Annotated in this window: 10 protein-coding genes; 6 read left to right on the top strand and 4 right to left on the bottom strand. The window is 34.2% G+C overall.

Annotated elements, in window-relative coordinates; translation table 11 throughout:
* Window positions 1-45: 45 nt before the first annotated feature.
* The 3 genes from HA141_RS08425 to rimP are packed head-to-tail and all read right to left on the bottom strand — an operon-like array spanning window position 46 to window position 2,230.
* Window positions 46-306 carry a YlxR family protein gene (locus HA141_RS08425; RefSeq protein WP_245157318.1) on the bottom strand — a complete coding sequence of 87 codons (261 nt, stop codon included), beginning with the start codon at window positions 304-306 and terminating at the stop codon, window positions 46-48.
* A 17-nt stretch (window positions 307-323) separates the two neighbouring features.
* Window positions 324-1,727: a transcription termination factor NusA gene (gene nusA / locus HA141_RS08420; protein WP_209118771.1), complete on the bottom strand. Its 1,404-nt coding sequence runs from the start codon at window positions 1,725-1,727 to the stop codon at window positions 324-326.
* Between the two features lie 35 nt (window positions 1,728-1,762).
* A complete protein-coding gene (gene rimP, locus HA141_RS08415) occupies window positions 1,763-2,230 on the bottom strand; it encodes a ribosome maturation factor RimP (protein ID WP_209118769.1) in 468 nt (155 codons plus the stop codon).
* Window positions 2,231-2,385: 155 nt separating this feature from the next.
* Here rimP and HA141_RS08410 point away from each other — a divergent pair, with 155 nt between their 5' ends.
* Both HA141_RS08410 and rpiA read left to right on the top strand, forming a co-directional pair.
* The gene (locus tag HA141_RS08410) at window positions 2,386-3,516 is read left to right on the top strand and encodes a trypsin-like peptidase domain-containing protein (RefSeq protein ID WP_209118767.1); all 1,131 of its coding nucleotides are present in this window, start codon (window positions 2,386-2,388) and stop codon (window positions 3,514-3,516) included.
* Window positions 3,517-3,561: 45 nt separating this feature from the next.
* Entirely contained in the window at window positions 3,562-4,275 is a 714-nt protein-coding gene (rpiA, locus tag HA141_RS08405; RefSeq protein ID WP_348535323.1) for a ribose-5-phosphate isomerase RpiA, read from the top strand.
* Here rpiA and hisD read toward each other — a convergent pair.
* Window positions 4,272-5,558, bottom strand: coding sequence for a histidinol dehydrogenase (hisD, locus tag HA141_RS08400; RefSeq protein ID WP_209118765.1), 1,287 nt, complete (start codon window positions 5,556-5,558; stop codon window positions 4,272-4,274). The genes rpiA and hisD overlap by 4 nt on opposite strands.
* 122 nt (window positions 5,559-5,680) lie before the next feature.
* On the opposite strand from hisD, the gene rpsT reads away from it, so the two are divergent.
* From rpsT to HA141_RS08380, 4 genes are all read left to right on the top strand, one after another.
* Window positions 5,681-5,974: a 30S ribosomal protein S20 gene (gene rpsT / locus HA141_RS08395; protein ID WP_209118763.1), complete on the top strand. Its 294-nt coding sequence runs from the start codon at window positions 5,681-5,683 to the stop codon at window positions 5,972-5,974.
* A 16-nt stretch (window positions 5,975-5,990) separates the two neighbouring features.
* Complete coding sequence (locus tag HA141_RS08390) at window positions 5,991-6,785, top strand: TatD family hydrolase (RefSeq protein ID WP_209118761.1); 795 nt, start codon at window positions 5,991-5,993, stop codon at window positions 6,783-6,785.
* Window positions 6,786-7,020: 235 nt separating this feature from the next.
* Complete coding sequence (gene rpoB / locus HA141_RS08385) at window positions 7,021-10,314, top strand: DNA-directed RNA polymerase subunit beta (RefSeq protein WP_209118759.1); 3,294 nt, start codon at window positions 7,021-7,023, stop codon at window positions 10,312-10,314.
* A 48-nt stretch (window positions 10,315-10,362) separates the two neighbouring features.
* Complete coding sequence (locus HA141_RS08380; protein WP_209118757.1) at window positions 10,363-12,267, top strand: DNA-directed RNA polymerase subunit gamma; 1,905 nt, start codon at window positions 10,363-10,365, stop codon at window positions 12,265-12,267.
* The last annotated feature ends 28 nt before the right edge of the window (window positions 12,268-12,295 follow it).

The raw sequence follows: 12,295 nt of genomic DNA, 5'->3' as shown, positions 1-12,295 counted from the left end.
TTAATCTGATTTTACTTTTTTGAATTTAAAAAGAATCTAATTTTATTATATTCTCTTATTGGGCTGGTCATTGTAGCTTGCAATTTCTTTTTCAAAAATATCAATAAATTCAGGTTCTAAAAATGTTTTTAAAGCTTTTTGAAGCTTTTTTTTGATCTTTGAATCTGAATAACACTTTGTTGACTTACAGATATAAGCTGAACGACCCATACCTTTTTGAAGCATGATGCCTTGCTTATGATCTTTGGTAATCTTAAAAAGATTTTTCCTGTCGTAGGTTTTCCTGCATGAAATGCAAATACGCATGACAGGGGTTTGTTTTATCACCGTTGTCTTTCCTCGTAAGTAGGTAGTTCACCACCTTGAGAGGCCTCAAATTGATCATTAGCTGATAAAGGCTCACCATCATATTGTTCTTCTCCATATTCTTCGTCATCTTCAGGAAGGGGATAAAGTTCTCTTAATCTTGCATCTTCTGCAGCACGTTCAGCTTGTTCTGCTTCTAATCTTAGCTCAGCTTCTCGTTGGAGATTTTCTTCATCTTCCCTTTGAGTAATTAATTCGGAAACTGCAGCATCCTCTGCTTCCTGATCGTATTCATGTGAGTTTTTAACATCAATCTTCCAACCAGTTAATCTGGCAGCAAGTCTAACATTTTGACCTTCTCTACCAATTGCGAGACTCAATTGATCAGGAGGAACTAGTACGTGTGCATGTTGTCCTGCTGGGTCAACTAGTCTCACAAGATCAACTTTCGCAGGACTTAAAGAGTTTAAAATATACTGAATTGGATCAGATGACCATTTAATAACATCAATTTTTTCTCCTCTTAATTCATTAACTACTTGTTGTATTCTCGCTCCTCTAGCGCCAATACATGCACCTACAGGATCTACTTCTTGCTCGACACTATCAACAGCTACTTTAGTTCTTGGCCCAACAGCTCTTGAAGGAGGGTTTGCTTCTCTTGAAACAGCAACTATTTTTACTGTACCTTCTTGAATTTCCGGTACTTCATTTTCAAATAAATAAACTACTAAACCAGCATTTGCTCTGCTTACAAAAAGTTGTGGCCCTTTTCTTGCTATTTCGCTAACTTCTTTCAAAAATACTTTAAAAGTTGCATTTGCCCGGTAATTATCATTTGGTAATTGATCTCTCTTAGGAAGTTCTGCTTCAACTTCAGGTCTACCAATACCTGAACTAACTCCCATAATGACTGATTGCCTCTCAAATCTTATGACTCTTGCTGTTAAAACAGGATCTTCTAAATCTGCAAATTCTTCCTGGATCATTTTTCTTTGTTGATCTCTTAATTTTTGGGCTAAAACTTGCTTTGTTGTTGCAGCAGCCATTCTCCCAAAATCATCTTTTTCAGGGGTGACGTCTAAAACTACTGTGTCACCTATTTGCGCATCATCGGCCACTTGTTTAACCTCTACTAATGATATTTGATGATCTTCACTTTCAACTTCTTCAACAATTATTTTACTCGATAATATTCGATAACCTTCTTCATCTAGATCTAGTCCAACATCAAAATTACTGAAGTATTCTTCATCAAATGGATCTTCGTTAATTCCAATGTAAAAAGTTTTTCTATATTTTTCGTATCCTTTTAACAAAGCATCGCGCAATGCTGCTTCTACGATATTAGGAGGTAACTTTTTTTCCTCACTAATATCTTCAATAAGATTGTTTAAGCCTGGGAGAATAACTAATGCCATCTATGATGGGAAAATTAAATTATGGGTGGAAATAATTAATCTTTCAATGTACAAAGACTAATTTTAAGTACTTCATCCAAAGGGATTTTTTTTATCTTACCTTTTATGTTAATGGCTAAATAATCTTTAGACTTTTCATAAAGTAAACCATTCAGAAATTTAATTTTTGAATTCTTCTGGTTTAACTCAACATTAACTGGAAAACCCTTAAAAGTTTTGAAGTCTCTTTCTGAGGTTAATTCATCACTGACCCCTTGACTACTAATTTCTAACACATATGAACAATTTAAAAGATTTGAATTTTCTATTTCTTCAGATGCTGGGCTATTAAAAAGCGCACAATCATCAAGTGAAATATCATCTTCATTAGTTTTTTTTATAATAATTTCTATAGCGATTGGATTTTGATTAGTTTTTATTTTAAAACTGCAGATTTCGAAATCCCTTACACTGGCCACTCTTTTTAACAGAGTTTCCAATTTACGTTGGTTTTCTTTATTCAAATTTATTTATTCAAGTTAATTTAAAATAATTTTCACATATAAAAAAGTTTTTTCTATAAAAATTGAAAATTTTTTATTTTATGGATGTAAACAAAAAAAACAACAATAATATGTTTCTTCAATTAGATTATCTTATAAATCTAAAATAAAATATAATGAAGAAGCTAAAGATTAAATTTATTAATTTAATCCAAATTGCCATTATTTCTAGTTTTTATTTACTTAATTTTTTTCAAAATGCTGAAGCTTTAGCTTCTAATTCTTATGAAAGTCATAATTTTGTTTCATCTGCAGTTAAAAATGTTGGACCTGCAGTTGTAAAAATTGATACTGAGCGATTGGTTGAGAGACAACAATTTGATCCAACTTTACTAGATCCTCTTTTAAGGGATTTACTTGGAGAGCAAGGAATTAATCCTGAGAGAGAGAGAGGTCAAGGTTCTGGGGTGATTATTAATGATAATGGTTTGGTTCTTACTAATGCTCATGTTGTAGAGAGAGTTGATGATGTTTCAGTAACTTTGGCAGATGGAACTATTTGTGATGGACAAGTTTTGGGAACAGATGCAGTAACTGATTTGGCTTTAGTAAAAATTGAGGAATCTACCTTTTCTAGTTTTGCTCCACTTGGAAATTCTGAAGATCTCGAAGTTGGAGATTGGGCAATTGCTTTAGGCACGCCCTATGGTCTAGAAAAAACAGTTACCTTAGGGATTATAAGTAGCCTACATAGGGACATTAATAGTCTTGGGTTTTCAGATAAAAGGCTTGATCTTATACAGACTGATGCGGCAATTAATCCAGGGAATTCTGGAGGTCCGCTTATTAATTCAGATGGTGAGGTAATAGGTATTAACACATTGGTGAGAAGCGGCCCAGGGGCAGGTCTAGGATTCGCAATACCTATTAATTTAGCTAAAAGCGTTTCAGATCAGCTTCTTAAAAATGGGGAAGTTATACATCCATATTTAGGAGTTCAATTGATTTCTTTAAATCCTAGAATTGCTAAAGAACATAATCAAGATCCTAACTCACTAGTTCAATTACCTGAAAGAAATGGAGCTTTAATTCAATCAGTCATACCTAATAGTCCTGCTGAAAAAGCCGGTTTAAGAAGAGGAGATTTAGTAATAGCAGCTGAAAATATCTCTATAGATGAACCTAAGGCTTTGCTAGACGAAGTAGAAAAAGCTCAGATAGGTAAGATATTTCTCTTAAATGTTTTAAGAGATAATAAAGAGATACAAATTAATATCAAACCAGAACCACTCCCAGGTTTGACATAAATCCCCCATTGAAATTTAATAAACTATAAAGTCAAAAAAAAGATTTTGGATTCACAAACTCAGATGAAAAAAATAGTTGCTGATGCAGCAATTCAAGAGGTTAAAAGTCACATGATCCTTGGATTAGGATCTGGATCTACAGCCGCTCTTATGATAAAAAGTCTCGCTGATAATATTCGTTCTGGAAAACTGCAAAATATAAGAGGTGTTGCAACTTCCTTTCAGTCAGAAGTTTTAGCACTTCAACTCGATATCCCACTTATTGATTTAGCTTCTGTTTCTCAAATCGATTTAGCTATTGATGGAGCAGATGAAGTTGATCCTAGATTTCAATTGATAAAAGGGGGAGGAGCATGCCATGTCAGGGAAAAGTTAGTTGCATCTAAGGCTAATAAATTGCTAATTGTTGTTGACGAAACCAAACTTGTACAAAATTTAAATCGATCTTTTCCCTTGCCGGTAGAGGTTCTTCCCAATGCTTGGAAACAAGTGCAGGAATCGATTTCAAAAATGAATGGTATATCTACTCTAAGAATGGCCACCAAAAAAGCAGGCCCGATAGTGACTGATCAAGGTAACTTAATTTTAGATGTATTGTTTAATGATGGTATTAAGAATCCAAAAGAGATTGAAATGACTATAAATAATATTCCGGGTGTATTAGAAAACGGATTGTTTGTTGATCTTACAGACAAAGTATTGGTTGGTAAAATTGAAAACAATATTCCAGTTGTTTTTTCTCCCTCAAAAGTGGGCTAATCCTTAAACCTTATTTGTACTGAATTGGCGTGACTATGTAATCCTTCACTTTTAGCAAGGTTAATAATATCAAGACTGTTAACTTTTAAACTTTCTTCATTAAATTCTATTATTGAAGTATTTTTCATAAAAGTTTCAACTCCTAAAGATCCACTAAACCTTGAATTTCCTGATGTAGGTAAAGTATGATTTGGTCCGGCCAGGTAATCTCCTACTGCTTCGGGTGTCCATTTTCCTAAAAATATTGCTCCTGCATTCTCTATACCGTCAAGAATCTTTTTTGGATCAAAAGCTAAAATTTCTAGATGCTCTGGAGCAAAGTTATTGCTTAGTTCAATACATGATTCATGATTTTCACAAATAGCAATTAATCCCCAATTTTTTATTGATTCCATACAAATTTCTTTTCTTGGATGATCATCTATTTTTTTATAAACGTCTTTTAAAACTTCTTTAGCTTGCTCTTGTGATGTAGTCAGAAGTATTGATGAAGCTAAGGGATCATGTTCTGCTTGTGCAAGTAAATCAGAGGCTATATGAGTACTTTTTGCGGTTTCATCTGCAATAATTAATATCTCACTTGGACCTGCTAAGGAATCAATACCTGTAGAACCGTAAATTAATTTTTTGGCGGTAGTTACATAAATGTTACCTGGACCTGAAATAACATCGACTTTATCAATTTGTTTTGTACCAAATGCTAAAGCTCCAATTGCTTGAGCTCCTCCAATTCTAAAAACTTTATTAATTCCTGATAAGTAAGCTGCAGCTAAAACAGTTTCATCAACCCTTCCTTCTCTATTACCTGGAGATACCATGATAATTTCTTCTACACCAGCTACTTTTGCAGGTATCGCATTCATTAATACTGTACTTGGATAAGCAGCTCTGCCTCCAGGAATATAAATTCCTGCATTTTTTACTGGCCTCCATATTCTTTGAACTGTATCACCATGTTCACCTTTTATAGAGAAGGATGATGGAATTTCTTTTTCATGGAATTTCTTAATTCTTTTATGTGCTACCTGAAGTGCGCACTTTAAATTGCTATCAATTCTATTCCATGCATCTTTTAAATCATTCGCCTTTATTTGCATAGGTTTAGGATTGAAACCATCAAACTTTTTTGTATATTTTTCTACAGCTATATCTCCATTAGTTTTTACATCTTGAAGAATTTCTTCGACAATTAAATTTATCTTGGTATTGTTTTCTAAATTAGTTCTATTAGAGATCCTTCGTAGTTCTTGGAAAGCTTCTTTTTTATTACTTACGATCTTCATATTTTTAGTTTTTTATTAATTGAAAGGCACAAGTCCAAATTTAATCCTTATTTAAATTATATAGGATTGATAAGTTGTCGATTTATTTGTTATGATTAAAATCTTATATTTATGTGTCTCAAGTGGCCAATAACAAATCAGCAAAAAAGAGAATACAAATTGCGGAAAGAAATCGTTTAATTAATAAATCATACAAATCTACAGTTAAGACTTTGACTAAAAGAACTTTAGAAAATTGTACAAAATTTAAAAAAGATCCTAGCGAAGAGAATAAAAATTTAATTAAAAAAACTCTTAATAAGACTTTTAGTTTAATTGATAAAGCAGTCAAAAAAAATGTTCTACATAAGAATAATGGGGCTAATAAGAAATCAAAAATCAATAACATTGTAAAAAATACACTCACGACTAATTAATAAACAGATCAAAATTATGAGCGATATTGAACTCATAGATTCACACTGTCATTTAATATTCGAAAATTTTGAAGAAGACCTTGAAGATGTTGTTGAAAGGTTGCGTTCAAAAGGTATAAAAAAGTTGGTTCATGCTTGTTGTGAATTAAAAGAAATTCCTAAATTAAAAAAAATATCCCAAAAATTTAATGAGATTTATTATTCAGTGGGGTTGCATCCGCTAGAGGCACAAAAATGGGAACTAAGTTCCAAGTCTATTTTAAAAAAATCAGCTCAAGAAGATAGAAAAGTTGTTGCGGTTGGAGAACTAGGCTTGGATTTTTTTAAAAGTAATAATAAAACTCAACAAATTGATGCTCTTATTCCGCAAATGGAGTTGGCTTATGAACTAAATTTGCCTGTAATTATTCATTGCAGAGATGCTGCAAATGACATGATTGATATATGTAATAGTCTCTCTAAAAGAGGTAAATGTCCTAAAGGAGTACTTCATTGTTGGACAGGAACTCCAAGAGAAATGAAGCAATTCTTGGATCTTGGTTTTTATATAAGTTTTAGTGGGATAGTGACTTTCCCAAAAGCAATTGCAATTCATGAATGTGCCAAGATAGTTCCTAATGATAAATACTTAATTGAAACCGACTCGCCCTTTTTAGCGCCTGTTCCTCACAGAGGTAAAAGAAATGAACCTGCATTTGTTGAAAATGTAGCCAAATTTATGGCAGATCTTAGATCTACTCAATTAAAAACAATTGCCAAAGAGTCATTTAAGAATGCTGAAGATTTGTTTAAATTTGACTTGTTAATTTGACATATCAGCTGCTATTATTAGGAATTACTGGAAAATTTTCTTAATTTTTAGTTTTAACTTTCTAAGGTAACAGTTTTGCGACTAGAAAGATCAATTTTTTTGTTTTTAATAAATTGATTTTTTGTTGAAATCGAGATTTAATGATTGATTTCAAATAAAAAGAAAAGTTAAAAAAATAATTATTGAGTAGATTTAAGGTAAATAGTAAATCTCACAAAATCGCAGGTTTTCTTGGATGAGCAGTAGCGCTTTACAAGTAGCAAAAACAGCTACTTATCTACCAGATTTGGTTGAAGTACAAAGAGCAAGCTTTAAATGGTTTTTGGAAAAAGGTTTAATAGAGGAATTACAAAATTTTTCTCCAATATCTGATTACACAGGTAAATTAGAATTACATTTTATTGGAGAAGAATATAGGTTAAAAAGACCTAGACATGATGTTGAAGAAGCTAAAAGAAGAGATGCGACATTTGCTTCTCAAATGTATGTAACTTGCAGACTAATTAATAAAGAGACAGGAGAAATTAAAGAACAAGAGGTATTTATTGGGGAATTACCTTTAATGACAGAAAGAGGAACTTTTATCATTAATGGAGCTGAAAGAGTAATTGTTAACCAAATTGTTAGAAGTCCAGGAGTATATTTTAAAGATGAACAAGATAAAAATGGGCGAAGAACTTACAATGCCAGCGTTATTCCTAATAGGGGCGCATGGTTAAAATTCGAGACGGATAAAAATAATTTACTCTATGTAAGAGTCGATAAAACTAGAAAAATCAATGCTCATGTTCTCATGAGAGCAATGGGACTTTCTGATAATGATGTGGTTGATAAACTTCGGCATCCTGAGTTTTATCAAAGCTCAATTGAGTCAGCCAATGAAGAAGGTATAAACTCAGAAGATCAGGCCTTACTTGAGCTCTATAAGAAGCTACGTCCTGGGGAACCACCCTCTGTTTCTGGTGGACAACAACTATTACAAAGCAGATTTTTTGATCCAAAAAGATATGATTTAGGCCGAGTTGGAAGATATAAAATAAATAAAAAATTGAGGCTTACTGTACCAGATGAAGTGAGAACACTTACACATGAAGATGTTCTTTCCACTATTGATTACCTAATAAACTTGGAATTGGATATTGGCGGTGTAAGTTTGGATGATATTGACCATCTTGGTAACCGAAGGGTTAGATCTGTAGGAGAACTTCTTCAAAATCAAGTAAGAGTAGGACTTAATCGTTTAGAAAGGATTATCAAAGAAAGAATGACTGTTGGAGAAACAGATTCTCTTACTCCTGCTCAACTAGTCAATCCTAAACCTTTGGTGGCTGCAATAAAAGAGTTTTTCGGATCCAGTCAATTAAGCCAATTTATGGATCAAACTAATCCTTTAGCTGAATTAACACATAAGAGAAGAATCTCGGCATTAGGTCCTGGTGGTTTAACACGAGAAAGAGCAGGCTTTGCAGTGAGAGATATTCATCCATCACATTATGGACGATTATGTCCTATTGAGACACCTGAAGGTCCGAATGCAGGACTTATAAATTCTTTAGCTACACATGCAAGAGTTAACGAATATGGTTTCATTGAAACTCCTTTTTGGGAAGTTAATAATGGAAAGGTTAACAAAGAAGGTAATCCTGTTTACCTTTCTGCTGATCTAGAAGATGAGTGTAGGGTTGCCCCAGGAGATGTTGCAACTGATAAGGATGGGAATATACTCGCAAATTTAATACCGGTGAGATATAGGCAAGATTTTGAAAAAGTCCCTCCTCATCAAGTTGATTATGTTCAACTTTCTCCTGTTCAGGTAATTTCAGTTGCAACTTCACTCATTCCCTTTTTGGAACACGATGATGCAAATAGAGCTTTGATGGGATCAAATATGCAACGACAAGCCGTTCCATTGCTTAGACCAGAACGTCCTTTGGTGGGCACAGGTCTAGAATCTCAGGTTGCAAGAGATTCTGGAATGGTACCTATTACAAAAGTTAATGGGACTGTATCTTATGTAGACGCTAATGAGATAGTTATTAAAGATGATGATGGCAACGAACATTTTCATTATCTTCAAAAATATCAAAGATCAAATCAAGATACCTGCCTAAACCAAAGACCTATTGTAAAAATTGGAGATCAAGTTATATCTGGGCAAGTGTTGGCAGATGGATCAGCTTGTGAAGGTGGAGAAATAGCATTAGGCCAGAATGTCTTAATTGCATATATGCCATGGGAAGGATACAACTATGAAGATGCAATTCTTGTGAGCGAGAGGATGGTAACTGATGATTTATATACATCAGTACATATTGAAAAATATGAAATTGAGGCAAGACAAACAAAGTTAGGACCAGAAGAAATTACAAGAGAAATTCCCAATATTTCTGAAGATAGCTTGAATAATCTTGATGAAATGGGAATAATTAGGATTGGTGCTTTTGTAGAGAGTGGAGATATCCTTGTAGGAAAAGTTACACCAAAAGGGGAATCAGACCAACCTCCTGAGGAAAAACTTTTGAGAGCGATTTTCGGAGAAAAAGCTCGTGATGTTAGAGACAACTCCCTTAGGGTCCCAAAGACTGAAAAGGGAAGAGTTTTGGATGTTCGAATTTACACTAGAGAACAAGGTGATGAATTACCTCCAGGGGCAAATATGGTTGTTAGAGTTTATGTGGCCCAGAGAAGGAAAATCCAAGTAGGCGATAAAATGGCTGGTAGGCATGGTAATAAAGGTATTATTAGCAGAATCTTACCTAGAGAAGATATGCCTTATCTTCCTGATGGAACTCCAGTAGATATTGTTCTTAATCCTTTAGGAGTTCCAAGTAGAATGAACGTGGGTCAAGTTTTTGAATTATTGATGGGTTGGGCAGCTTCAAACTTAAATTGTAGGGTTAAAGTTGTACCATTTGATGAAATGTATGGTGCTGAAAAATCACATCAGACTGTTCAAGCATTTTTAGAGGAAGCCTCAAAACAGCCAGGTAAAGCATGGGTTTACAATCCTGAAGATCCAGGCAAATTGTTACTTAAAGATGGTAGAACAGGAGAACCTTTTGATCAGCCAGTTGCAGTCGGATACTCGCATTTCCTTAAGTTAGTTCATTTGGTGGATGACAAAATTCATGCCAGATCTACTGGTCCTTACTCTCTCGTTACACAGCAACCATTGGGTGGTAAAGCTCAACAGGGTGGACAAAGGCTTGGAGAAATGGAAGTATGGGCACTTGAAGCATATGGAGCAGCATATACTCTACAAGAACTATTAACTGTAAAATCTGATGATATGCAAGGAAGAAATGAAGCTCTAAATGCAATCGTCAAAGGTAAACCAATTCCAAGACCTGGTACTCCTGAGTCATTCAAAGTTCTTATGAGAGAATTACAATCTCTAGGACTAGATATTGGGGTCTATACAGATGAAGGAAAAGAGGTTGATTTAATGCAAGATATAAATCCGAGAAGGAATACTCCATCTAGACCAACTTACGAATCACTTGGAACCTCTGAATATGAGGAAGATTAAATACTTGATTAAAACTTTTAATTTAAATTCCCGAATAAACTCCCAAAAATGACAAACAGCAACTTAAGAACAGAAAACCACTTTGATTACGTCAAAATTTCAATAGCCTCTCCACAAAGAATAATGGATTGGGGACAGAGAACTTTACCAAATGGACAAGTGGTTGGTGAAGTTACGAAACCTGAAACTATCAATTACAGAACACTTAAACCAGAAATGGATGGATTGTTTTGTGAAAAAATTTTTGGGCCCTCTAAAGATTGGGAATGTCATTGCGGTAAGTATAAAAGAGTGAGGCATCGTGGCATTGTTTGTGAGAGATGTGGAGTTGAAGTAACTGAAAGTAGAGTTAGAAGACATAGAATGGGCTACATAAAACTTGCTGCGCCAGTTTCCCATGTTTGGTACTTGAAGGGAATTCCTAGTTATGTCGCTATTCTTTTGGATATTCCTCTTAGAGATGTAGAACAAATAGTTTATTTTAATTGTTATGTTGTTTTAGATCCAGGTGATCATAAAGAACTCAAATATAAGCAATTACTGACTGAGGATGAATGGTTGGAAATTGAAGATGAAATATATGCTGAAGATTCAACAATTGAAAATGAACCTTTTGTTGGTATTGGTGCTGAAGCCTTAAAACAATTACTTGAGGATCTTGATTTAAATCAGGTTGCTGAGGAACTCAGGGAAGAAATTACAAATAGTAAGGGTCAGAAAAGAGCAAAACTTATAAAAAGAATAAGAGTTATTGATAATTTTATCGCAACTAACGCACAACCAGAGTGGATGGTCTTAGATGCAATTCCAGTGATACCGCCTGATCTTAGACCTATGGTTCAGCTTGATGGGGGAAGATTCGCAACTTCTGATTTAAACGATCTTTACAGAAGAGTAATTAATAGAAATAACAGACTAGCTAGGCTTCAAGAAATTTTAGCTCCAGAAATCATAGTAAGAAATGAAAAAAGGATGCTTCAAGAGGCAGTTGATGCTCTCATAGATAATGGAAGGAGAGGAAGAACAGTTGTAGGGGCAAACAATAGAGCCTTAAAGTCTCTTAGTGATATCATTGAAGGAAAACAAGGAAGATTTCGACAGAATCTTTTGGGTAAGCGTGTTGACTATTCAGGAAGATCTGTCATAGTCGTGGGACCTAAATTAAAAATGCATCAGTGCGGTCTTCCAAAAGAAATGGCGATTGAACTCTTCCAACCTTTTGTAATTCATAGATTAATACGCCAAAATATTGTAAATAATATAAAAGCTGCAAAAAAATTAATACAAAAAGCTGATGATGAAGTTATGCAGGTGCTTCAAGAAGTGATTGAAGGCCACCCAATTCTTTTAAATAGAGCACCTACCCTGCATAGATTAGGAATTCAAGCTTTTGAACCAAAATTAGTTGGTGGAAGAGCAATACAACTTCATCCCCTAGTTTGTCCTGCATTTAATGCTGACTTTGATGGAGACCAAATGGCAGTTCATGTCCCCCTAGCTTTAGAGGCGCAGACTGAAGCACGGATGCTTATGTTAGCTAGCAATAATATCCTCTCTCCTGCTACTGGGGAACCAATTGTTACTCCATCACAAGATATGGTTTTAGGATCTTATTATCTGACGGCTTTGCAGCCTAATTATCAAAAACCTGACTTTGGTCAGAATAAGACTACCTTTGCTTCACTAGAAGATGTCATTTCTGCTTTTGAAGATAAAAGAATAAGTCTACATGAATGGATATGGGTTAGATTTAATGGCGAAGTTGAAGATGAAGACGAAATGACTAGCCCTAAAAAAATTGAAGAACTAGAAGATGGTTCAAGATTAGAAATATGGAATTTAAGAAGAGAGAGATTTGATCCTCAGAATAACTTAATCAGTAGATTTGTTCTAACAACTGTTGGAAGAGTAGTTATGAACTATACAATCATTGATTCTGTATCTAAAACGTAATCTTCAAAAACTATTTTTTATTCACCTT

Source organism: Prochlorococcus marinus XMU1402 (genome assembly GCF_017696205.1).
Classification (GTDB): domain Bacteria; phylum Cyanobacteriota; class Cyanobacteriia; order PCC-6307; family Cyanobiaceae; genus Prochlorococcus_A; species Prochlorococcus_A marinus_AC.
This window is presented reverse-complemented; position numbering and strand designations above follow the sequence as displayed.